We start from the raw sequence: 22,950 nt of genomic DNA, 5'->3' as shown, positions 1-22,950 counted from the left end.
TGCCTGAGGCCGATGGCGGCCTTGAGCAAGCGGCCTGCGCCTATTACGGCGCGCCGCATGTGCTGGCGGTACCGGGTTCACAGTGTGCCATTCAGTTGCTGCCGCGTTTGCGCCGTAGCGGCAAGGTTGGCGTGCTGTCGCCGTGTTACGCCGAGCATGCCCATGCGTGGCGGCGCAGCGGGCATATCGTGCGGGAAATCATGGAGCAGGAAATCGACTTCTACATCGACACACTGGATGTGCTGGTGGTGGTCAACCCCAACAATCCCACGGGCTTGAGTCTGACCCCGGAACGCCTGCTGGAGTGGCATGCGCGGCTGATGCAGCGCGGCGGCTGGCTGGTGGTGGACGAAGCCTTTATGGACAACACGCCGCAACTGAGCCTGGCCGCGCATACCCAGCGTACCGGGTTGATCGTATTGCGCTCTTTCGGCAAGTTTTTTGGCCTGGCGGGCGTTCGGCTGGGTTTTGTGCTGGCTGAACTCAAGTTACTCAAGTTGCTGGCCGAGCAAGTCGGTCCCTGGGCGGTCAGCGGCCCGACGCGGATTGTCGGCCAGGCCTGCCTGCTCGACTCCGAGGCCCAAGCTCGTCAGCGCGAACGCAGCGAACTGGCCAGCGGGCGTCTGGAACGTCTGTTGGGCTTGCATGATCTGCCGCCGCAAGGGGGCTGTGCGCTGTTCCAGTGGTTGATCACCTCCCATGCCGATAGCCTTTACGAGTTTATGGCGCACCGCGGCATTTTGCTGCGCCTGTTTACCCACAACAGCAGCGTGCGTTTTGGCCTGCCAGCCGAAGAAGCTGACTGGCTGCGCCTGGAGCAGGCTCTGGCGGCGTACACCAAGGAATCCTTATGAGCACGTTGATGGTGCAGGGCACCACGTCCGATGCCGGTAAAAGCACCCTGGTGACGGCCCTGTGCCGCTGGCTGACCCGTCAGGGCGTGGCGGTGGTGCCGTTCAAACCACAAAATATGGCGCTCAACAGTGCCGTGACTGCCGAAGGCGGTGAAATCGGTCGCGCCCAGGCAGTACAGGCACAGGCAGCCGGGCTGGCACCGCACACGGACATGAACCCGGTGCTGCTCAAGCCCAATAGCGACACCGGAGCCCAGGTAATCATTCATGGTCGTGCTGTCACCAGCATGAATGCCGTGGCGTATCACGATTACAAGGCCATCGCCATGCAGGCCGTTCTGGCCTCGCACCAGCGTTTGAGTGCGGCGTACCCGGTGGTGATGGTAGAAGGGGCCGGTTCGCCGGCCGAGATCAATCTACGGGCCGGTGATATCGCCAACATGGGCTTTGCCGAAGCGGTGGACTGCCCGGTGGTGCTGATCGCCGATATCAATCGTGGTGGCGTGTTTGCTCATCTGGTCGGTACTCTGGAATTGCTCTCGGACACCGAGCAGGCGCGGGTCAAGGGCTTTATCATCAACCGCTTTCGCGGCGATATTGCGCTGCTCCAGCCCGGCCTCGACTGGCTGGAGCAGCGCACCGGCAAACCGGTGATCGGTGTGCTGCCCTATGTTATGGACTTGCACCTCGAGGCCGAAGACGGCATCGACCAGCGCCAGACCGACAAGGCCGACCAGGTGCTCAAGGTGGTGGTGCCGGTGCTGCCGCGCATCAGCAACCACACCGACTTCGACCCGCTGCGCCTGCACCCGCAAGTGGACTTGCAGTTTGTCGGGCCGGGGCAGCCTATCCCGCCTGCCGACCTGATCATCCTGCCCGGTTCCAAAAGCGTGCGCAGTGATCTGGCCTATTTACGCGCCAATGGCTGGGACACGGTCATCAGCCGTCACTTGCGCTATGGCGGCAAGCTGCTGGGCATTTGCGGCGGTTTGCAGATGCTTGGTGAGCAGGTGCACGACCCGCTGGGCCTTGAAGACACTGCGGGCAGCAGTGCCGGGCTGGGCTTGCTGGCATTCAGTACCGAACTGGCTGCCGAAAAACAGTTACGCAATGTGCGCGGGCATCTGGCCCTGGAAAACGCCGAGGTCATGGGTTACGAAATCCACGCGGGCGTGACGACGGGGGCTGCTCTGGAGCAACCGGCAGTGCATCTGGATGACGGACGCCGTGAGGGTGCACAAAGCGCGGACGGGCAGATTCTCGGTACTTACCTGCATGGCCTGTTCGAATCCCCTGCCGCTTGCAGCGCGTTGTTGCGCTGGGCCGGTTTGCAGGATGTGCAGGCCGTGGACTACCACGCCCTGCGCGAGCGGGATATCGAGCGGCTGGCGGATCTGGTGGAAAACCACCTGGATACGGCGTACTTGCGCGAACTGTGCGGAATTTGAATCGTGTGGGAGCGAGCCTGCTCGCGAACAATGCCACTTCGCGAGCAGGCTCTCTGCCACAGTGGACTTGCCGCATTTCCAGAGGTTATTTGACATGCTGCAACTGATTTTGGGTGGCGCCCGTTCGGGCAAGAGCCGTCTGGCTGAAAAGCTCGCGGCCGAGTCTGGCTGTGCTGTTACCTATATCGCCACCAGCCAGCCGCTGGACGGCGAGATGAATGAGCGCGTGCGTCATCATCGCGAACGCCGCCCTGAACATTGGGCGCTGATTGAAGAACCGGTCGAATTGGCCCGCGTACTGCGCGACAACGCGCGCGCCGATGCTTGCCTGCTGGTTGATTGCCTGACGCTATGGCTGACCAACCTGCTGATGCTTGAAGACCTTCAGCGCCTGAACGCCGAGCGTGATGCGCTGCTGGAATGCCTGGCTGAGCTGCCGGGCGAAATCCTGTTTGTCAGCAACGAAACCGGAATGGGTGTCGTACCGCTGGGCGAATTGACTCGCCGCTATGTCGATGAAGCCGGTTGGTTGCATCAAGCCCTGGCCGAGCGCTGTCAGCGAGTCGTGTTGACAGTGGCTGGCCTGCCCCTGACGTTGAAAGGAACTGCACTATGAGCACCCCCTGGTGGCTGAAGCCCTGCAAACCCGTTGATCGTGACATGCAAGCTGCTGCGGGCGAGCATCAGCAACAACTGACCAAACCCGCGGGCTCGCTAGGTCAACTTGAGGCGCTGGCAGTGCAACTGGCCGGGTTGCAAGGGCGGCTCAAGCCCCGTGTCGATCAACTTTGGATCGGCATTTTCGCCGGCGATCACGGCGTGGTTGCCGAGGGTGTCTCGGCTTATCCGCAGGCGGTGACCGGGCAAATGCTGCATAACTTTGTCAGCGGCGGCGCGGCGATCAGCGTGTTGGCCCGTCAGTTGGGTGCGCAACTGGATGTCGTGGACCTGGGCACGGTCACGCCGATGCTGGAGCTGGCCGGGGTGCGGCACCTGCAGTTGGGTGCGGGTACGGCCAATTTCGTCCAGGCCCCGGCGATGTCTGACAGCCAGGGTTTGAGAGCCCTGCAGGCCGGGCGCGACAGCGTGCTGCGGGCGCAGGCGGCAGGCAGTGAAGTGTTTATTGGCGGTGAAATGGGCATCGGTAACACGGCGTCCGCGAGTGCGGTGGCCAGTGCGTTGCTCGCTTGTCCGGCTTCGCTGTTGACCGGGCCGGGTACTGGCCTGGATGCGGCGGGAGTGAGCCACAAGGCACGGGTGATTGAGCGGGCGCTGGCGTTTCACGAGGGGCATCTCGGTGATCCGCTGCGGACCCTGTTTCGTCTGGGTGGCTTTGAAATTGCAGCCCTGGTCGGTGCTTATGTGGCCTGCGCTCAGGAGGGGATTGTAGCGGTGGTCGATGGCTTTATCTGCACCGTTGCGGCCATGGTCGCCGTGCGCCTGAATCCACAGTGTCGTGAGTGGCTGGTGTTCAGCCATCGCGGGGCAGAGCAGGGCCATCGTCATGTGCTCGAGAGCCTGCAGGCCGAGCCACTGCTTGATCTGGGATTGCGCCTGGGCGAGGGCAGCGGTGCTGCGTTGGCGGTGCCATTGATGCGCCTGGCCTGCGACCTGCACGGGCAGATGGCGACGTTTGCCCAAGCCGCAGTGGCAGATCGCCCGGCATGACCGTACAGCTGGATTTGCTGCGTCATGGCGAAACCGAGCTGGGAGGCGGTTTGCGCGGCAGCCTGGACGACGCCTTGACGGCTCTGGGCTGGACGCAAATGCGTGATGCGGTCCAGGGCAAAGGGCCGTGGGATCGTATCGTCAGCTCGCCGTTGCAGCGTTGTGCATTGTTTGCCCGGGAGTTGAGCGTGCAGCTCGATATTCCCGTGTCTTTCGACAAAGATCTGCAAGAGCTGCATTTTGGTGCGTGGGAAGGGCGCAGTGCTGCGGCGCTGATGGAAACCGACGAGCAGGCCCTGGGCTTGTTCTGGGCTGATCCCTATGCTTTTACTCCGCCCGAGGGTGAACCAGTGCTGGCGTTTTCGACGCGTGTGCTGTCTGCCGTCAGTCGTTTGCAGCAGCAGTTCGCCGGTGAGCGGCTGCTCGTGGTGTGCCATGGCGGGGTGATGAAACTGTTGCTGGCCCGGGCCCGAGGCTTACCCCGTGAGCATCTGTTGCAAGTGCCTGTGGGCCACGGCGCGCTCATTGGTTTGCGGGTCGGTGCGGATGATCAGTTGCTCGAGGTCGACGAGTGATGTTGCCGTTCTGGATTGCCCTGCAGTTTTTAAGCAGCTTGCCGATTCGCTTGCCCGGGATGCCCCAGCCTCAAGAACTGGGGCGCTCTTTGTTGTTTTACCCGCTGGTGGGATTGTTGTTCGGCCTGCTGCTGTACGGCGTTAGCGGGCTGTTGTCCGATGCGCCGTTGATGTTGCACGCCGCCTTGTTGCTGACCCTTTGGGTGTTGCTCAGTGGCGGTTTGCATCTGGACGGCCTGGCTGATAGTGCAGATGCCTGGTTAGGCGGTTTTGGTGATCGTGAGCGTACGCTGACCATCATGAAAGATCCGCGCAGCGGGCCGATTGCGGTGGTTGTGTTGATTCTGGTGCTGTTGCTCAAGTTTTGCGCGCTGCTGGCGTTGCTTGAGCAGGGCAACGGTACTGCCTTGCTGATTGTCCCTTTGATCGGGCGCAGTGCTTTGCTGGCAGTATTCCTGACTACGCCCTATGTGCGCGCGGGTGGCTTGGGGCAGGCGCTGGCTGATCATCTGCCACGCAAGGCAGGCTGGTGGGTGCTGGGGCTTAGTGCCCTGGTTTGTGTACTGTTGGTCGGTTATTCGGGGTGGTGGGCGCTTGGCCTGGCAGCGCTGGGGTTCGTTTGGTTGCGCAGGGTGATGATCCGTCGTTTGGGCGGCACTACCGGGGATACCGCCGGGGCGCTGCTGGAATTGCTCGAAGTGCTGGTGCTGGTAGGATTGGCGCTGATCTGACGGTGCACGTGCCCGCTCCCACAAAAAAACCGGGCGGGTGGCGTTACATAAATCTTGATTGTCTTTTATTGCGGGTATATACATACAAAATGTTACCAACCCAGTGTTTATGTACCAATCTGCGACGTGCTGCACGTGGCGTGAGCAGGCATTACGACGGCGCTCTCGATGGCTTCGGGATCAACGTCGCCCAGTATTCCTTGCTGTGCAATCTCAAGCGGCTCGATCAACCGAGCATTTCCACCCTGGCAGAAGCCATGGGGCTGGATCGCAGTACCTTGGGGCGTAATGTGCGGGTGCTTGAGGGCGCTGGGTTGCTGAAGATGACTGAGGGCGCAGACCAGCGTAACCGGTTGGTGTGCCTGACTCGGGCAGGTGAGGACTGCCTTGCGGCTGCCTTGCCGGCCTGGGAGGCTGCGCAGCAGCGCTTGATGGACCGTTTGGGCGAAACCAGGCGTGCGCAGCTGTTGCAACTGTTGGATGAGCTGGCGGGTAAAGACTGATACTCAGTCGTTTGACTTTAAATGGGTATATACCCGCTTCCGGAGAATAATAATGACAACGGTGTGGCGCAACAGCGCTTGGGTTCTTCTTGGCAGTGCGCTCATTCTGGCATTGTCGTTGGGTGTCAGGCATGGCTTCGGGTTGTTTCTGCCGCCCATGAGCGCGCAGTTTGGCTGGGGGCGTGAGGTGTTTGCATTTGCCATCGCCCTGCAAAATCTGATCTGGGGCTTGGCACAGCCCTTTACCGGGGCGTTGGCTGATCGCTTTGGCGCGGCGAAAGTGGTGATCGTTGGCGGCGTGCTGTATGCCGTAGGGCTGTTGCTGATGGGGTTGGCGGATTCACCGCTGTCGCTGTCGTTGAGTGCGGGGTTGCTGATCGGTATCGGCCTGTCGGGCACATCGTTCTCGGTAATTCTGGGGGTGGTTGGCCGTGCCCTGCCTGCAGAAAAACGCAGCATGGGCATGGGCATCGCCAGTGCCGCAGGGTCTTTCGGTCAATTTGCCATGTTGCCCGGCACCCTGGGTCTTATTGGCTGGCTCGGCTGGTCGACGGCGCTTTTGGTGTTGGGCGTGCTGGTGGCGATGATTGTGCCATTAGTGGGCATGCTCAAGGATCGTCCGCTGCCAAGCCTGGGCGGTGAGCAAACCCTCAGGGAGGCCCTGCGTGAGGCCTGCTCGCATTCGGGCTTCTGGCTGCTGGCGTTGGGTTTTTTTGTTTGCGGCTTTCAGGTGGTGTTTATCGGTGTCCACCTGCCAGCCTATCTGGTGGATCAGCATTTGCCGGCGACAGTTGGCACCACGGTGCTGGCGCTGATCGGTCTGTTTAATATCTTCGGTACTTACACGGCTGGCTGGCTCGGCGGGCGCATGTCCAAGCCGCGCTTGCTGACGGCCTTGTACCTGGCGCGGGCGGTGGTAATCGTATTGTTTTTGTGGGCGCCGATCACACAACTCAGCGCTTACCTGTTTGGCATGGCCATGGGCTTTTTGTGGTTGTCGACGGTACCGCTGACCAATGGCACGGTGGCGACCCTGTTTGGCGTGCGTAACCTGTCGATGCTGGGCGGGATCGTATTTCTCTTCCATCAGCTGGGGGCTTTTCTGGGCGGCTGGCTGGGTGGCGTGGTCTATGATCAGACAGGCAGCTATGATCTGATCTGGCAAGTCTCGATTTTGTTGAGCCTGTTGGCGGCTGCCTTGAACTGGCCCGTGCGCGAGCGCCCGGTGGCCCGTTTGCAGGCGCAAGGGAGTTTAGGATGAGTGCAAGCTGGATCTGGTTGGGTGCAGTCAGTGCCGGTGCCTTGTTGCTGGCTCTTGTCTGGTGGGGCTGGCATCAGGGTGGGCTGGCCTTGATGCAGTTGGGTATGGGTGCTTGCTAGTGTAGCGGCGGATGAGTAAGTTCTGAGCTTGCCTCTTTCTCAAGGACACCGATGATGCTTAAGTGCTGGATTGCGATGCCTGTATTGCTGTTGGCCTGCGCCGGTTCGGTCTGGGCGGCGGATTGCCCGCCTTTACTGGAGGGCTCGTTGCCCAAGTTGCGGGCCAAGGAATCGATTGATCTGTGCCAGCGCTTTGCCGGTAAACCGCTGTTGATCGTCAATACCGCGAGTTTTTGCGGATTTGCTCCGCAGTTCAAGGGGCTTGAGGCGTTGAACCAGCGCTACAAGGGCCAGGGGCTGGAGCTGATCGGCGTGCCTTCAGACGACTTCAAGCAAGAGGCCAAGGATGGTGAGGAGACGGCCAAGGTGTGCTACGTCAACTATGGCGTGACGTTCACCATGATCGATCCGCAGCATGTGCGCGGGCCTGATGCCGCGCACCTGTTCAAGGTACTGGCCGAGCAGAGCAATGCGCCGAAGTGGAACTTCTACAAGTATGTGGTGGATCGCCAGGGCAATGTGATTGCCAGCTTCTCCAGTTTAACCAAGCCCGACAGTCCTGAATTGATCGAGGCTATCGACAAGGCCATTGCTTCAAAGCCCTGAATCGCAGCCATTAAAAAGCCCCGCCTCGGTAACGAGAGCGGGGCTTTTTTTGATTCAGCTGGCGAGGGGATTAGCCTCGCGGAGAATCAGAACTTGTAGGTTGCACCTACAGCAAAACCGTTAGCGCTGTTTTCATATTTGGAGCTGTAGTAACTACCGATCTGAGGTTTGGCGTCATCAACCTTGACGGACTCTTCCTTGAGGTAGGAATAAGCCACGTCAATGTTCAGGTTGTCATTGACGGCATAACCGGCACCCAAGCTGAAAATGGTACGGTCGCCGGTAGGGATACGTGGCGAGCGATTTTCATTGTTGGTAGGCGACTGGTCCCAGGTCAGACCGGTACGCAGTACCCACTGCTTGTTCAACTGGTACGAAGTACCGATGGCGTATGCCCAGGTATCGTGCCAGTTCTGCTCTTCCTTGATGGTGCTGAACAGTGCGGGCGATGCGGCGCCGCCGGCAGCGGCGGTTACGCCTTCGTTCTCTACGGTGATGTCTTTCAGGCGGCTCCAGCGAGTCCAGGTAGTACCTGCATAAACCTTCCACGCGTCATTGATTTCTTGTGTAACCGACAGGTCCCAGGATTCAGGGGTGTCGATTTTCAGCGAGGCGTCATAACGGTTGCTTTTCAGGCGGGCAGCCGTGAACGGGTCGCTGCTGGCCGTGACGTTAGTGTGGCCTTCGAGCTTGTATTTAACCTTGGAGTGGTAAGTCAAACCAACGCGAGTGGTATCGGTAGCCTGTACCAATACACCAACGTTAAAGCCCAGAGCGGTATCGTCGCCCTTGATTTTTACATTGCTGTCGCCTGCCCCGGCCAGTGGGTTCGGGGTCAGTCTGACTTCGGACTCGAGTGTGCCGGCGATGCGGTTAATGGTCGGGCCAAAGCCGATCGATACCTTGTCGTTGAATGCATAGCTGACGGTAGGTTGCAGGGTTACAACTTTTACTTCGCTTTTGCTGCCGAAGCCGCGGCCCTGGAAGCTGCTTTCGTAGTCGGTCACAAGGCCGAACGGAGCATAAACACCGAAGCCTACGGCCCACTCGTCATTGAGCTTGTTGGTGTAAAAGCCCATAGGGACGGCAGTAAATGGAACCATGTCGCCTTTATTGGTACCCGATATGCTGCCACGGGCATCCTTGATATCGGTCGAAGCATCAATAACAGCGATACCGCCTGTTACTTGCTGGCCGCTGAGGCGGGACATACCGGCAGGGTTACCGAAAACGGTACTTGCATCGTCGGCAGAAGATGAACGACCTGCGAAGCCGGTCCCCATACCGCTGACGCTTTGTTCGTTGAGTGCGAAGCTGCTAGCGAAAATCTGGCTGGAAGCCAAAGTGACGGCGAGGCCAAGTGTGGTCTTGAGCATTACTTTTTTCATTATTAGAACTCCTTATGATCACCGGACGAAAACTACCAACATTTTTGTGGTTGCGCTATAGGCTAAATCGAAGAAGATAGCGATGTTTTGTAGGACAATCCGACCGGTTTTAAATCATTTACACGTTGTTATAGTAGGTGGGAATCTCAAGCAATCTGGTTGAGAGGTGAGACGCAGCTGTGCCAGGCGTGGGCAAAATCGCGCAAACGTCCATGTGGTTCAAAGGCTTGGCGCCAGATCCTTGCCATGCCCAATAAATCGTCAGCCGCGGGGACAACGACTTTGTGTTGCTCTATCAACAGCCAGGCAATGGCGGTGGCGTAGCGCAAATTAACCGTGAGCTCGATATGAGGGCTGCACAAAAACGCATGCTGACTGGCCAGCCCGCGAACCAGGCTCGCCAGATCCGGGTCGTGGGCCAAGTATTGGTACCACAGGTCCGCATGGCGTATCTCACGTATGCAATAAAGGCCGTGACCGTGGCGATCGTGCAGGGCCGAGCCCAGGTGCGACTGGCTGGCCGCAATACCTAGCAACAAAGCTTCTGCATCCGGGTTGTCTTGCCCCAGATACAGAAGCGTTGGCCGGATCACGTAATGGCTCAACTCTCTGGCAGCGATACCCATAAAGTCCTCGAGGCCTGAAAATGACCAGCGAGGCCCATGCGCTTGGCAGCAGTGGATCGGAAGGGGTCGCTGGAAGCGGATCATGCCGCTTGAGTTGAAGTGTAGTGTCAGATTCTCGCTGTAAAGTTATGTTTTTAAAACATTTAAAGCTTCGGTCAGCGGGCTATATATCCGCAAGTAATTAAACAATGCCGGATATTTCTTAAAGTGCAGGCAATAAAAAGCCCTGTTAATCAGGCAGGGCTTGATGTGTAGCGCTCAAGCTGTCAGGCAATCAGGGCCTGACGGGTACGCTCGATCACAGCTTGCAGAGGTTCTGCGCTGGAATACTGGTCGGGGTACAGGCGTTCGCTGTGACGGGCAATACCGTGTTCGTTGACCAGGGTGAAACTGAAGCATCCTTTGCGAGCAGCCATAATCAGGCAGTTCATTGGGGCAAAGGCGTTGGTTAGGGTGCGAATGGCATCCTGAGTATGGATTTGAGTAGACATAGTTATTAGGTGTTCCTACAAATGACACGGAATCTGATCCGTGCTGCGTTAAAACGTTCCAGTGACGTCGAGCCATTCTTTGGCTGGACGAAGAACCTGACTGGAACAAAGCCGCCAGTTGGAGCGCATTAAGTATGTGGCGCTTGGGCTGGCAGGTAGGTACTTAGGAGGGCAGGCAGTCACAACAGGAGCTAAGGTTCCGTGCTCCGGGTGAAGATCCTGATCAATTTGCAGGTTGGTTCGGTCAGAGTAAAAGAACTTCGCGATACCCTGTGCGTTTGTGCAGAGGCCGTATCGTCGCAAGATTTACCTGGAAACCATCGAGGGGGTCGATCCCGTTTGTTCAGCTTACGTTCGCTTTTTGCGAGGTGCTGGAGGGATTTGTTCGGCCCGAATTGACTTTCAGCTTGGTACTAACGCTGCGGATACTAACGGGTTGAATTTTTAAACGCAAGTATGCTAGCAAAAATACTTTATGTGGCCATGCCGCAACCTCAGGTTGGCGTGTGGCGCTGACTAGTACATTTCAGCGGTTTCGCCAGTAGCGCGGTGTGTGTGTTCTGTCGGCAACAAGCCCCTTGAATGAAGCGCCGCAGCGGTGCGTCAGCGTGCAAGCCGTGCCCGGTAAAGGCCCGGTTTTTTGCTCTGAATGTGAGCTTGTGCACATTAACAGTGCTGGTGGCAAAATCAGCGCAGATACCCGTGTTTTGCTCTTGCTAGCCTGCCTTGTAAATTTAAGTCAATGAAAAACATCGTTTTTTTTAATTGGTGAAAAAATCGACAGTTTGACCTGAGGCCGCGCGGGGTGGGCGTTTGCGGGGGTTAAAGCAAGGTTGTCCACTGACTTATCCACAGGATCTGTGGATTGTCCAAAGCGCTTGCTCTAGATCAAGGGTATCGACTTTTTTGGGCTTTACCCGGACGAAAAAAGGAGTAGAGTGGCGCGCCTTCTGTTCTGCCCTACAGTGTCGTATGAAGTTCCGCACCGCTACTTCCTCTGTTGCTCGTCCCAATACATCCACTGAAGCACCCAAACGCTTTTCTTTGCGGGTCGCGATCTGGCTGCTGGATAACCCGCGCCTGAGCGCCAGCCCCAGCGTCAAACACGTTGCCGGTCATTTGCTCAAGCAACCTGCCCGCCAGGGCGTGGTGCTGGCGCAAAGCCGTTTGGGCCAGTTGATGTGCCGTGAATGCGGCAGCGCCCGCGATCAGCGCATTGGCCACGAACTGTTGCGTCAGGCCGCTCGCGCCGGTGATCGTCTGGCCCAGCAGGAATTGAACAAGACCCAAGACTGAGCTGTCTTCGGCGCGGCCTGTTGGTTAACCTTGTTCTTTTACCTCGTGCGGAGGGTTTATGGCCCTGGATCTAAGCAGCCTGTTGCTTGGCCTGGCAGCAGCGGGCGTGCCGTTGCTGGCGTTAATCTGGCAGTTGCAACGCAAACTCGGCAGCCATCCCGCTGAGCTGGCGTTGCTCAACGAGCGTTTGAATACGGCGCAGTTGGCCCAGGAAGGTCTGGGCGCCCAGCTGGATGCCTGTCGCGACGAGGTCAGTGACCTGGGTCAGGCCAATGCCGCCAAGCAGGCCGAGCTGGCAGCATTGAGCCGCGAAGTAGAGCTCTTGCAGGTGGAGCGCGACAATGGGCGCGACGCCGCCCATGCCTGGAACCTGGAGCGCAACCAGAAAGAAGTCGAACTGCGGCGCCTGGATGCCCATGCGTCTGGGCTGGCTGCAGAGTTGCGTGAACAGCAAGACAGCCATCAGCAACGACTGAACGACCTGCAGGGTTCCCGGGACGAGCTGCGGGCCCAGTTTGCCGAGCTGGCGGGCAAGATCTTTGATGAGCGCGAGCAGCGTTTCGCCGAAACCAGCAATGAGCGCCTCGGGCAGTTGCTCGATCCGCTTAAAGAACGCATTCAGTCGTTTGAAAAACGCGTCGAAGAAAGCTATCAGCAGGAATCGCGGGAGCGCTTTTCCCTCGGCAAAGAACTGGAGCGCCTGCAGCAGTTGAATTTGCGCCTGAGCGATGAGGCGACCAACCTGACTCGCGCCCTCAAAGGCCAGAAGACCCAGGGTAACTGGGGTGAGTTGATTCTGGAGCGGGTGCTGGAGCACGCGGGGCTTGAGAAGGGCCGCGAGTACCAGACTCAGGTCAGCCTCAAGGGGCCGGACGGAGAGCGTTTCCAGCCAGACGTATTGATCATGTTGCCCGGTGACAAGCAGGTGGTGGTCGACTCCAAGGTCAGCCTGACGGCTTATCAGCAATATGTGGGGGCTGACGACGACGTGATCGGGCAGGCGGCGCTCAAGCAGCATGTGCTATCGCTGCGCAATCATGTGAAAGGGTTGGCCAGCAAGGACTACAAGCGTCTGGAGGGGTTGCACAGCCTGGATTTCGTGTTGTTGTTCGTGCCCATCGAAGCGGCTTTTTCGGCGGCGTTGCAGGCCGAGCCCAACTTGTTTCAGGAAGCATTTGATCGTCATATCGTGATCGTCAGCCCAACCACGCTGCTGGCCACCTTGCGGGTAATCGACAGCCTCTGGAAACAGGAGCGCCAAGGCCAGAACGCCCGCGAAATTGCCGAGCGTGCCGGTTGGCTGTACGACAAGTTTGTTTTGTTTATTCAGGATCTGGATGAAGTGGGCAATCGCCTGCAGCAGCTGGACAAGGCCTACAGCTCAGCTCGTAATAAGCTGACGGAAGGCCGCGGCAATCTGGTCAGCCGCAGCGAACAGCTCAAGCTGCTGGGGGCCCGGGCCAGCAAGAGCCTGCCAGCCGACCTGCTGGAGCGGGCCATGACCGACGAAGAGGGTGTCGCCCACCCGGCGGAATAAGCGGTGTGCAAGGCTTTGTGGGGGCGGGCTTGCTGCGATGGCATCAACCAGGCTCTGCAAGTAAACCGAGTTGGCACTATCGCGAGCAAGCCCGCTCCCACAAGGGCGCTCAGCTAGAGCGGCACATGCCTGCTCAGCAGCGCCCGCAGCACGGCGGGCTTGACCGGCTTGGGCAGATACTCAAGACCGGCCGCATGCACCTCGGCGATCATCTCGGGGCGGCCATCGGCGCTGATGACCACGCCCGGTACAGGCTCGCCCAACTGGGCTCTTAGCCAGCGCATCAGCTCTGTCCCGACCTCGCCATCATCCAGATGGTAATCAACCAGTACCAACTGCGGCCGCACGCCTTCATTGAGCAACGCCGCGCATTCTTCGCGGTTGCGCGCTGTCCAGACCTGGCAGCCCCAGCGTGTCAGCAGGCTTTGCATGCCGATCAGGATGCTGTCTTCATTGTCGATACACAGCACTCGGGCGCCTGTTAGCGGTTGGCCATTCTGCTCGGAGACCACCGGCTGCGGTGCGGCCTGGCTCTTTGCCATCGGCACGCGCACGCTGAATACGCTGCCAAAGCCGGGCCATGAGCGCACTTGCAGGCTGTGCCCAAGTACGTGGCACAAGCCGTCGGCGATGGCCAGGCCCAGGCCCAGGCCTTTTTCGGCGCGGGTCTGGTGGCTGTCGAGGCGTTTGAATTCTTCAAAAATGACCTGCAGTTTGTCTTCCGGGATGCCCGGGCCACGGTCCCACACCTCAAGGCATAGCTCACTGCCGCGTCGGCGTACGCCCAGCAATACCGGGCCCTTGGCGTAGCGGAAGGCATTGGTGAGGAAATTTTGCAGGATCCGGCGCAGCAGTTTGATATCACTGTTGACCCGCACGCGGCTACCGTGAACCCGGAAGCTCAGGCCCTGTTCCTGGGCCTGTGCAGTGAACTCATTGCCCAGGGTTTCGAACAGGTCATTTATGGCAAAAGGCTTGATGTCGGGCGTGATCTTGCCGTTTTCCAGGCGGGAAATATCCAGCAGGTCGCTGATCAGGTCTTCAGCCGAGCGCAGTGAGCTGTCCAGATGCTGCACCAGCTTGCGGGCTTCGGCGCTCAAGCCTTCCTCTTGATGAGAAAGAGCAGACGAGAACAGGCGTGCCGCGTTCATGGGCTGCATCAGGTCATGGCTTACTGCTGCCAGAAAACGGGTTTTCGACTGGCTGGCTGTTTCAGCCACGCCTTTGGCTTCGGTTAACGCCTGATTCAACTGCGACAGTTCAAAGGTGCGCTCGGCAACACGTTGCTCCAGGCCTTCATTGGCTTCGGTCAGGGCCTGTTCAGCTTCGCGGAACGCGGTGATGTCGGTGAAGCTCATGACGAAACCGCCGCCGGGCATCGGATTGCCGATCAGCTCGATGACGCGGCCATTGGGGAACAGGCGCTCGGAGGTATGCGCCCGACCCTGGCGCATCCAGTGCAGGCGCCGGGCCACATGCACTTCGGCTTCGCCGGGGCCGCACAGGCCGCGTTCAGCGTTGTGGCGGATAATGTCAGCAATCGGGCGCCCCACGCTGATCAACCCCTCCGGGTAGTCGAACAATTCCAGATAACGGCGGTTCCAGGCCACCAGCTTAAGTGACTGGTCGACCACGCTGATGCCCTGGGTGATGTTTTCAATGGCGCCCTGGAGCAAGGCGCGGTTGAACTGCAGTACTTCGGACGCTTCGTCGGCAATCCGCACCACGTCTTCCAGCTGCATTTCCCGGCCTTCAATCGCCGCTTTTACTACCGCACGGGTAGAGGACGCGCCGAGCACACCGGCCAGTAGCCGTTCGGTGTGGGCGATCCATTCGCCATTGGCGTTCTGGTTAGGGTTAAAGCCCTTGCCCTGACGGTAGGCGAAGCGAATAAAGCTCTGGTGCGCGCGTTCTTCGCCGACAAAGCGTGCGGCGAGGGCCAGCAGGTCATTGATCTGTACCGACAGCATCGAACGACCGCTGGGGTGGCTGCTCAGCTCCTGGCCGATAAAACGTCCGGCCTGCCAGTGTTCTGACACGCGGGTTCGCGACAGCACCGAAACCCAGGCAAACAGGGTGAAGTTGCCTGCCAGTGACAGCACTACACCCTGTGTCAGCGGGGTGATCGAAAGGCCCAGCGGGTTACTGTGCAGCCACGCCAGCCCAGGGAAGTGGCTCAGGTGCCAGCCAAAGCTGTGGGCGATGATCGGCAGTACCAGGGTGTAAAACCAGATAAAGGTGCCCGTCGCCAGTCCGGCGAAAACCCCCCGGCGGTTGGCCTGCTTCCAGTACAGGGCGCCGAGCATGGCCGGCGCCAGTTGGGTGACGGCAGCGAAGGCAATCTGGCCAATGGTGGCCAGGCTGGCGGTCGAGCCCAGCAGGCGGTAGCTGACATAGGCCAGCAGCAGAATCACCACAATCGACACGCGCCGCACCGAAAGCATCCAGTGGCGGAACACCTCGAACGGGCGCTCGGCGTTTTTGTGGCGCAACAGCCATGGCAGCAGCATGTCGTTGGAAACCATGGTCGACAGCGCCACGCTGGCCACGATGACCATGCCGGTGGCCGCCGATGCACCGCCGATAAAAGCCAGCAAGGCCAGCGCCGGGTGGGCCTGGGCCAGGGGCAGGCTGATCACGAATGAATCCGGTAATACCGAGCTTGGCAGCAACATTTGCCCGGCCAGGGCGATGGGCACTACAAACAGCCCGGCCAGAATCAGATAGGCCGGGAACACCCATTTGGCCAGTTGCAAGTCCTGGGGTTCGATGTTTTCCACCACGGTAACGTGGAACTGACGGGGCAGGCAGATAATCGCCATCATGGCCACGCCAGTCTGGACGATCATCGAGGGCCAATTGACGGTTTCTTTCCAGTACTCCTCAAGCCGCGGTGCGAGCATGGCTTGATTGAACAGATCGTCGAAGCCGTCATACAGCCCATAGGTTACGAAGGCGCCGACGGCGAGAAAGGCGAACAGCTTGACCAGCGACTCAAAGGCAATCGCCAGCACCATGCCGCGGTGGTGCTCGGTGGCATCGAGGTTGCGGGTACCGAAGAGGATGGTGAACAGCGCCAGCACCAGGGTCACGATCAGCGCCGTGTCCTCGACCCTCGAGCCGGTTGCATCGGCGCCGGCGCCGATCAGCAGGTTGACCCCCAGCACAATGCCTTTGAGCTGCAGGGCGATATAGGGCAACACGCCCACCAGGCAGATCAATGCCACCACAATTGCCAGTGACTGGGACTTGCCATAGCGGGCGGCGATAAAGTCGGCAATCGAGGTGATGTTCTCCTGTTTGCTGATCATCACCATCTTTTGCAGCACCCAGGGCGCGCATACCAGCAGCAGTACCGGCCCCAGGTAAATCGGCAGGAATGCCCAGAGTTGTTCGGCGGCCTGACCAACGGCGCCGAAGAACGTCCAGCTGGTGCAGTACACCGCCAGCGACAGGCTATACACCCACGCGCGAACCCGCGGCGGCAGTGGTTTGCTGCGCCGGTCACCATAAAAGGCAATGGCAAACATAATGGCCATATAGGCCAGGGCAACGGCGGCAATCAGCCCGCTGGACAACGACATGGACGCTCCTGAAGGTATAAGACCGCAAGCAATCCCGCTTGAGACAGCTAGTCTCGCATGATGTTCGGAGCGCGTCAGTGTCGACCATGGTCTGAGCGCGGCCTGGTGTCGCAGGGTTTGAAGTTGGTCGATATGATCTTATATAGGTGCAGTAGATAACAGTTAGAGAAATTACCCGTTATATAGATATTCGATTTGGTTCTACTCTAATTGCACCTCAAACGAGGCTCAGGAGGAACCCATGACTTGCCCAAACAAAGCCAAAGCCGCTTTTCGGCCATTTAGCCACTTGCAGCACCCTCGCGAAGTGATCCGCCAGTTCACCCCGAACTGGTTTGCCGCGACCATGGGTACGGGGGTTTTGGCCTTGGCCCTGGCTCAATTACCGGTGCATATTCCCGGTGTACATGCCTTTGCCGAAGGGTTGTGGTTGTTCAATATCGGTCTGTTTATTCTATTCAGCGTGCTTTATGGCGCGCGCTGGATGTTGTATTTCGACGAGGCGCAGCGCATTTTCGGGCACTCCACAGTGTCGATGTTCTTTGGCACCATCCCCATGGGCCTGGCCACCATCATCAACGGTTTTCTGGTGTTCGGCGTGCCGCGCTGGGGTGACGGCATGGTGCAGGTGGCCGAAGTGCTGTGGTGGATCGATGTGGCCATGGCGCTGGGCTGTGGCGTGCTGATCCCCTATCTGATGTTTACCCGTCAGGATCACAGCATCGACCAGATGACTGCTGTCTGGCTGCTGCCGGTGGTGGCCGCTGAGGTTGCGGCAGCCAGTGGCGGTCTCCTGGCACCGTATCTGAGCGATACCGTCACGCAGTTTCATGTGCTGATTACCAGCTATGTACTGTGGGCGTTTTCGGTGCCGGTGGCATTCAGCATCCTGACCATTTTGATCCTGCGCATGGCGCTGCATAAACTGCCCCACGAGAGCATGGCTGCATCCAGCTGGCTGGCGTTAGGCCCTATCGGTACGGGTGCACTGGGCCTGCTGTTGCTGGGTGCCGATGCCCCGGAAATTTTTGCGGCCAATGGCCTGGCACGAATCGGTGAGATTGTCGAAGGCCTGGGCCTGATCAGCGGGGTGATTCTGTGGGGTGTGGGCTTGTGGTGGATTGTGATGGCGGCATTGATCACTATTCGCTACTTCCGCTCGGGCATCCCGTTCAACCTGGGCTGGTGGGGCTTCACCTTCCCGCTGGGGGTGTACTCGCTGGCCACCCTGCGCCTGGGCAGCATGCTGCACCTGAGCTTCTTTGATGTAGCCGGTTGCATCCTGGTGCTGGCACTGGCGCTGATGTGGCTGTTGGTCGGCAAGCGCACCGTGCAAGGGGCTTATCGCGGCGAGTTGTTTGTCTCGCCCTGCATTGCCGGGTTGAAGAAGTAAAACGTACCCTCGGGTTCTGTGCGCCTTTGCACAGAACCCGAGCAAGGTTGTGCCCTGAGTGTTACAACGGCCCTCCAAAGAGAAAGCCCTTCAGCGCAACGTGAGTACATGGATGATGAGTCACCCCTCGCAATTCAGCTTGCTAGGCAAGCGCCGCTTCCTGCCTTTTTTCGTGACCCAGGCCCTGGGCGCGCTCAATGACAACCTGTTCAAGCAATCGCTGATTCTGGCCATCCTTTATAAGCTCAATATCGAAGGTGACCGGGGTATCTGGGTCAATCTGTGCGCGTTGCTGTTTATCGTGCCTTTTTTCCTGTTCTCGGCCCTGGCCGGTCAGTTTGGTGAAAAGTACGCCAAGGACCGTCTGATTCGTCTGATTAAGCTGGGCGAAATCGCCATCATGGTGGTTGCAGCCATTGGCTTTGCATTCGGCCACCTGGCATTGATGCTGGTCGCATTGTTCGCGATGGGCACCCATTCGGCGCTGTTCGGCCCGGTCAAGTACTCGATACTGCCGCAGACCCTGCGACCTGAAGAGCTGGTGGGGGGTAATGGCCTGGTGGAAATGGGCACTTTTCTGGCGATTCTGGCGGGCACCATTGGCGCCGGGATCATGCTGTCCTCCGGCAATTACACGGTTATCGTTTCGCTGGTGATTATCGCGGTCGCAGTGCTGGGGTACCTGGCCAGTCGCGCCATTCCGTCTGCGCCGGCAGATACGCCGCAGTTGCGGCTGAACTGGAATATTTTCAGCGAATCCTGGGCCACTCTGCGCCTGGGTCTGAATCAGACGCCTGCGGTATCCCGTTCCGTGGTGGGCAATTCGTGGTTCTGGTTTGTTGGTGCGATCTACCTGACGCAGATCCCGGCCTACGCCAAGGACTGGCTGTCTGGCGACGAGACCGTTGTGACGTTGATCCTTACAGTGTTTTCAGTGGGTATCGCACTGGGGTCGTTGTTGTGCGAGAAACTGTCGGGGCGCAAGGTCGAAATTGGGCTGGTGCCCTTTGGTTCGTTTGGCTTGACCGTATTTGGCCTGTTGCTGTGGTGGCATTCGGGGCTGATGCCGCAAAACATCCAGGCCAACGACTGGCTGGGCGTGCTGGGTTTCAGCCAGGCCTGGTGGGTGCTGCTGGATATTCTTGGGCTCGGCGTGTTTGGCGGCTTCTATATAGTGCCGTTGTATGCGCTGATCCAGTCGCGCACCTCGGAGAGCGAGCGGGCGCGGGTGATCGCGGCCAACAATATCCTCAATGCGCTGTTCATGGTGGTGTCGGCACTGGTCACCATCCTGTTGCTCAGCGTGGCCGGGCTGACGATCCCCGAGTTGTTTCTGGTGGTGTCGTTGATGAATATTGCGGTCAACGCCTACATCTTCAAAATCGTGCCTGAATTCAGCATGCGCTTCTTGATCTGGCTGCTGGGCCATTCCATGTACCGCGTGCAGCACAAGCACCTGGAGCTGATCCCGGATGAGGGGGCGGCGTTGCTGGTGTGTAACCATGTGTCGTATGTCGATGCGCTGTTGATAGGCGGCGCAGTGCGTCGTCCGATTCGCTTTGTCATGTATTACAAAATTTACGATTTGCCGGTTCTGAACTTTATCTTTCGTACTGCGGGGACCATTCCCATTGCCGGTCGGGGGGAAGATGAAGCAATCCATGATCAGGCATTCGACAGGATTGCCCGCTATCTGGCTGACGGCGAACTGGTGTGCATCTTCCCTGAGGGCAAGCTCACCACGGACGGACAGATCGACGAGTTCAAGGCGGGGGTGATGCGGATTCTGGAGCGCACGCCGGTGCCGGTGATTCCGATGGCGTTGCAGGGGCTGTGGGGCAGTTTTTTCAGTCGCGATCCGCACAAGGGCTTTTTTCATCGCTTGTGGTCGCGGGTGACGCTGGTTGCAGGTACGCCGATAGCGGCCGGGGAGGCCACGCAAAAGCTGTTGCGTGAGCGGGTGATGGCGTTGCGCGGGGCTGTGCAGTAAATCAAAGACACTGTGGGAGCGAGCCTGCTCGCGAAGGGGGACTCGAATACCAGGTCGGCCCAATCGCGAGCAAGCCCGCTCCCACAGTTTTTCGTGCTATGTGCTGACTTTAAGGCCCACCAGGCCGGCAATGATCAGTGCAACACTGGCCAGCCGGAACAACGCCATGGATTCACCAAACAGGATGATCCCGGCAATCACAGTGCCCACCGCGCCAACGCCCGTCCAGATTGCGTAGGCAGTGCCCAGCGGCAGTTCTTTCATGGCCAGACCCAGCAAGCCAAGGCTGATGATCATGGCGCCTACAGTCAGGGCCGTCGGCAACGGGCGGCTGAAACCGTCGGTGTACTTAAGGCCTACAGCCCAGCCAACTTCAAACAGGCCGGCGAAAAACAGAATGATCCAGGACATGGTCTTCTCCATCAACTGATGGGGTCGTCCCCGGAATAATCACTCGATGAGTCGCGAGGTCGTCCTCGCAGTGCGCAGTATATTGCACATGATTATTCCCACAGGCAACCCCGATTTTTCACTCAATAGCAGCCTTGGCTGCTGCCAGGCGATCTTCTTTTTCGCTCATGCGCCGGAAATAGGTCGACAGCAGCGCCCCCGAAATATTGTGCCAAACGCTGAACAGCGCACTGGGCACGGCCGCCAACGGCGAGAAGTGGGCGCTGGCCAGAGCCGCGCCCAGCCCCGAGTTCTGCATGCCGACTTCCAGGGCCAGGGATTTACGCTGGGCCAGGGGCAATTTGAACAGACGGCCGGTAAAGTAGCCGAGCAAATAGCCGAAACTATTGTGCAGTATCACCACGGCCATAATCAGCAAGCCGGACTTGGCGATTTGCGCCTGACTGGCCGCCACCACGGCGGCGACGATAATCACGATGCTGACCACTGACACCAGCGGCAGCACATCGACGGCAAAGCGCACCCGTGCGCCAAGCAGGCGCTGGGCCAGTACGCCGAGCACAATCGGTAGCAACACAACCTGCAGGATCGACCAGAACAGCTCCATAAACGAAACCGGCAGCCAGGCCGACGCCAGCAGCCAGATCAGGGCCGGGGTCAACAAGGGGGCGAGGAGGGTGGTCACGGCGGCAATCGCCACCGACAGCGCCAGATCGCCCCGGGCCAGCCAGGTCATGACATTGGACGAGGTACCGCTTGGGCAGCAACCGACCAGGATCACCCCAACGGCGATTTCCGGTGGCAGGTGGAACACCTGGCAAAGCAACCACGCCACGCCGGGCATGATCACGAAATGTGCAACCACACCCTGCGCCACACGCCAGGGGTGACGGGCGACTTCGGCGAAGTCATCGAGTTTGAGGGTCAGGCCCATGCCGAACATCACCACGCCAAGCAGCGGCACGATGTAGCCTTTAAGGCCAACAAACCAGGCTGGCTCAAGAAACGCCAGCACGGCAAAAATCAGAACCCAGTAAGCAAAGGTATTACCGACAAAGCGGCTTAAGGCAGCAAGTGCGCGCATGGTGGTCCTTATTGTGGTTGTTCTGGTGGATATGATTGTGGGAGCGAGCCTGCTCGCGAAGATCTCGTGAGCGCCGTGGCGCTACTTTCGCGAGCAGGCTCGCTCCCACAAAAAAAACGATTGCAGCGGGTGTTTAGATGCCCTGTGGGATCTCTTCGCCGCCCAGTGCTTCAAACAGCTGTGGCAAGAACTCGCCGAAGGTCAGCATCATCAGGGTGAAGCTGGCGTCCTGCTGGCCCAGATCGTCATCACCGCCGTCCTGTTCGGCCTGGTCTTGCAGCAGGTCTTCGAATTTCAGGCGTTTGACCACCAGTTTGTCGTCCAGTACGAACGACAGTTTGTCCTGCCAGGCCAGCGACAGCTGGGTTACGACTTTGCCAGTGCTCAAGTGCAGCTGGATTTCGTCGCTGGTCAGGTCCTGGCGCTTGCAGCGGATGATGCCGCCATCTTCATGGGTGTCGCGCAGCTCGCATTCGTCGAGGACAAAGAAGTTGTCGGCGGCTTTCTGGGTCTTGACCCATTCCGTCATCACCGCACTTGGTGCAACCTTGACTGCCAGTGGGCGAACCGGCAGCGAGCCGATCACTTCACGCAGGGTGGACAGTAAATCCTCGGCGCGTTTCGGGCTGGAGGCGTTAACCAGGATCAGGCCCTGTTTTGGCGCGATGGCGGCAAAGGTGGCGGAGCGGCGGATAAAGGCGCGGGGCAGAAACGCCTGGATGATTTCATCCTTGAGCTGATCGCGTTCCTTTTTGTAGACCTTGCGCATTTGCTCGGCCTCGATCTCTTCGACCTTCTCCTTTAATGCATCACGCACCACGCTGCTCGGCAGGATGCGCTCTTCTTTGCGGGCGGCAATCAGCAGGAAGTCCTGGCTGACGTGAACCAGCGGGGCGTCTTCGCCTTTGCTGAACGGGGCAACGAAACCGTAGGTGGCTACTTCCTGGCTTGAACACGGGCGGGCCAGTTTGGTGGCCAGTGCAGTTTCCAGCACCTGTGCATCAAATGGCAGATCTTGGGTCAGGCGATAGATAAGCAGGTTTTTGAACCACATGGGGTGAATCACTCCTATATACAAAGACGCATTATTCGCTTGATAACCTTAATAGGCCAACCCTGCGCTAAGCCTTTGTAGTGCTTGGGAAAATTATTTTAAAAAGTACTTGCCAGACTATAAGTCGCTCCGTAGAATGCGCGCCACACCGAGAGTGAAAGGGTGATTAGCTCAGCTGGGAGAGCATCTGCCTTACAAGCAGAGGGTCGGCGGTTCGATCCCGTCATCACCCACCATTCGCTCACAGTGTTACGCGCAGCGGTAGTTCAGTCGGTTAGAATACCGGCCTGTCACGCCGGGGGTCGCGGGTTCGAGTCCCGTCCGCTGCGCC

General features: G+C 58.9%; 21 protein-coding genes and 2 tRNA genes. 16 read left to right on the top strand and 7 right to left on the bottom strand.

What is annotated here, in order from left to right; translation table 11 throughout:
• The 10 genes from cobD to GHO42_RS21875 form a co-directional block, all read left to right on the top strand.
• On the top strand, positions 1 to 854 hold an 854-nt coding region (gene cobD, locus GHO42_RS21915), incomplete at its 5' end, for a threonine-phosphate decarboxylase CobD (protein ID WP_153384184.1).
• Positions 851 to 2,302 carry a cobyric acid synthase gene (locus tag GHO42_RS21910; RefSeq protein WP_153327351.1) on the top strand — a complete coding sequence of 484 codons (1,452 nt, stop codon included), beginning with the start codon at positions 851 to 853 and terminating at the stop codon, positions 2,300 to 2,302. The genes cobD and GHO42_RS21910, both read left to right, overlap by 4 nt.
• A 94-nt stretch (positions 2,303 to 2,396) precedes the next feature.
• On the top strand, positions 2,397 to 2,918 hold the full coding sequence (gene cobU / locus GHO42_RS21905) for a bifunctional adenosylcobinamide kinase/adenosylcobinamide-phosphate guanylyltransferase (protein ID WP_095003089.1): 522 nt from the start codon (positions 2,397 to 2,399) through the stop codon (positions 2,916 to 2,918).
• The gene (gene cobT / locus GHO42_RS21900; protein WP_153327353.1) at positions 2,915 to 3,970 is read left to right on the top strand and encodes a nicotinate-nucleotide--dimethylbenzimidazole phosphoribosyltransferase; all 1,056 of its coding nucleotides are present in this window, start codon (positions 2,915 to 2,917) and stop codon (positions 3,968 to 3,970) included. Before cobU ends, cobT begins: the two co-directional genes overlap by 4 nt.
• Positions 3,967 to 4,545, top strand: a complete 579-nt coding sequence (cobC, locus tag GHO42_RS21895; protein ID WP_095020936.1) for an alpha-ribazole phosphatase family protein — start codon at positions 3,967 to 3,969, stop codon at positions 4,543 to 4,545. The genes cobT and cobC overlap by 4 nt, the downstream gene beginning before the upstream one ends.
• Positions 4,545 to 5,276: an adenosylcobinamide-GDP ribazoletransferase gene (locus GHO42_RS21890; RefSeq protein ID WP_095020937.1), complete on the top strand. Its 732-nt coding sequence runs from the start codon at positions 4,545 to 4,547 to the stop codon at positions 5,274 to 5,276. Before cobC ends, GHO42_RS21890 begins: the two co-directional genes overlap by 1 nt.
• Positions 5,277 to 5,365: 89 nt before the next feature.
• The gene (locus tag GHO42_RS21885) at positions 5,366 to 5,779 is read left to right on the top strand and encodes a MarR family winged helix-turn-helix transcriptional regulator (protein WP_095003093.1); all 414 of its coding nucleotides are present in this window, start codon (positions 5,366 to 5,368) and stop codon (positions 5,777 to 5,779) included.
• Between the two features lie 52 nt (positions 5,780 to 5,831).
• A complete protein-coding gene (locus GHO42_RS21880; protein WP_095003094.1) occupies positions 5,832 to 7,040 on the top strand; it encodes an MFS transporter in 1,209 nt (402 codons plus the stop codon).
• Positions 7,037 to 7,159 (top strand): hypothetical protein, encoded by a 123-nt coding sequence (locus GHO42_RS26245; protein ID WP_254925250.1) that lies wholly within the window; start codon positions 7,037 to 7,039, stop codon positions 7,157 to 7,159. Before GHO42_RS21880 ends, GHO42_RS26245 begins: the two co-directional genes overlap by 4 nt.
• Before the next feature lie 54 nt (positions 7,160 to 7,213).
• The gene (locus GHO42_RS21875) at positions 7,214 to 7,765 is read left to right on the top strand and encodes a glutathione peroxidase (RefSeq protein ID WP_153327370.1); all 552 of its coding nucleotides are present in this window, start codon (positions 7,214 to 7,216) and stop codon (positions 7,763 to 7,765) included.
• Between the two features lie 86 nt (positions 7,766 to 7,851).
• Here GHO42_RS21875 and GHO42_RS21870 read toward each other — a convergent pair whose 3' ends face one another.
• The 3 genes from GHO42_RS21870 to GHO42_RS21860 form a co-directional block, all read right to left on the bottom strand.
• The gene (locus GHO42_RS21870; RefSeq protein ID WP_153384183.1) at positions 7,852 to 9,153 is read right to left on the bottom strand and encodes an OmpP1/FadL family transporter; all 1,302 of its coding nucleotides are present in this window, start codon (positions 9,151 to 9,153) and stop codon (positions 7,852 to 7,854) included.
• A gap of 146 nt (positions 9,154 to 9,299) precedes the next feature.
• Complete coding sequence (locus GHO42_RS21865) at positions 9,300 to 9,779, bottom strand: hypothetical protein (protein ID WP_153327355.1); 480 nt, start codon at positions 9,777 to 9,779, stop codon at positions 9,300 to 9,302.
• Positions 9,780 to 10,045: 266 nt separating this feature from the next.
• A complete protein-coding gene (locus GHO42_RS21860; RefSeq protein WP_019407963.1) occupies positions 10,046 to 10,270 on the bottom strand; it encodes a hypothetical protein in 225 nt (74 codons plus the stop codon).
• A 972-nt stretch (positions 10,271 to 11,242) separates the two neighbouring features.
• Between GHO42_RS21860 and GHO42_RS21855 the strand changes: the two genes are divergently transcribed.
• A complete protein-coding gene (locus tag GHO42_RS21855; RefSeq protein WP_095003098.1) occupies positions 11,243 to 11,566 on the top strand; it encodes a hypothetical protein in 324 nt (107 codons plus the stop codon).
• 172 nt (positions 11,567 to 11,738) lie between these two features.
• Complete coding sequence (gene rmuC / locus GHO42_RS21850; protein ID WP_165446514.1) at positions 11,739 to 13,103, top strand: DNA recombination protein RmuC; 1,365 nt, start codon at positions 11,739 to 11,741, stop codon at positions 13,101 to 13,103.
• Between the two features lie 113 nt (positions 13,104 to 13,216).
• On the opposite strand, the gene GHO42_RS21845 is transcribed toward rmuC, so the two are convergent.
• On the bottom strand, positions 13,217 to 16,687 hold the full coding sequence (locus GHO42_RS21845) for a PAS domain-containing hybrid sensor histidine kinase/response regulator (protein WP_153327358.1): 3,471 nt from the start codon (positions 16,685 to 16,687) through the stop codon (positions 13,217 to 13,219).
• 241 nt (positions 16,688 to 16,928) lie between these two features.
• On the opposite strand from GHO42_RS21845, the gene GHO42_RS21840 reads away from it, so the two are divergent.
• Both GHO42_RS21840 and GHO42_RS21835 read left to right on the top strand, forming a co-directional pair.
• Positions 16,929 to 18,080, top strand: coding sequence for a TDT family transporter (locus tag GHO42_RS21840; protein WP_095003101.1), 1,152 nt, complete (start codon positions 16,929 to 16,931; stop codon positions 18,078 to 18,080).
• A 115-nt stretch (positions 18,081 to 18,195) separates the two neighbouring features.
• Positions 18,196 to 20,070 (top strand): MFS transporter, encoded by a 1,875-nt coding sequence (locus GHO42_RS21835; RefSeq protein WP_153327372.1) that lies wholly within the window; start codon positions 18,196 to 18,198, stop codon positions 20,068 to 20,070.
• A gap of 96 nt (positions 20,071 to 20,166) precedes the next feature.
• Here the strand turns inward: GHO42_RS21835 and sugE are convergent, their stop codons facing one another.
• From sugE to rdgC, 3 genes are all read right to left on the bottom strand, one after another.
• A complete protein-coding gene (gene sugE, locus GHO42_RS21830; protein ID WP_095003103.1) occupies positions 20,167 to 20,481 on the bottom strand; it encodes a quaternary ammonium compound efflux SMR transporter SugE in 315 nt (104 codons plus the stop codon).
• Positions 20,482 to 20,599: 118 nt separating this feature from the next.
• Positions 20,600 to 21,565: a bile acid:sodium symporter family protein gene (locus GHO42_RS21825; protein WP_153327360.1), complete on the bottom strand. Its 966-nt coding sequence runs from the start codon at positions 21,563 to 21,565 to the stop codon at positions 20,600 to 20,602.
• A 133-nt stretch (positions 21,566 to 21,698) separates the two neighbouring features.
• Complete coding sequence (gene rdgC, locus GHO42_RS21820; RefSeq protein WP_153327362.1) at positions 21,699 to 22,619, bottom strand: recombination-associated protein RdgC; 921 nt, start codon at positions 22,617 to 22,619, stop codon at positions 21,699 to 21,701.
• A gap of 160 nt (positions 22,620 to 22,779) precedes the next feature.
• On the opposite strand from rdgC, the gene GHO42_RS21815 reads away from it, so the two are divergent.
• Both GHO42_RS21815 and GHO42_RS21810 read left to right on the top strand, forming a co-directional pair.
• Positions 22,780 to 22,855, top strand: a tRNA-Val gene (locus GHO42_RS21815).
• A gap of 19 nt (positions 22,856 to 22,874) precedes the next feature.
• A tRNA-Asp gene (locus tag GHO42_RS21810) sits at positions 22,875 to 22,948 on the top strand.
• Positions 22,949 to 22,950 lie beyond the last annotated feature (2 nt).

This window comes from Pseudomonas sp. FSL R10-0056 (assembly GCF_009600105.1).
Classification (GTDB): Bacteria; Pseudomonadota; Gammaproteobacteria; order Pseudomonadales; family Pseudomonadaceae; genus Aquipseudomonas; species Aquipseudomonas bubulae.
The sequence above is the reverse complement of the archived record's forward strand: the minus strand, read 5'-3'. Positions and strand labels throughout refer to the sequence as shown.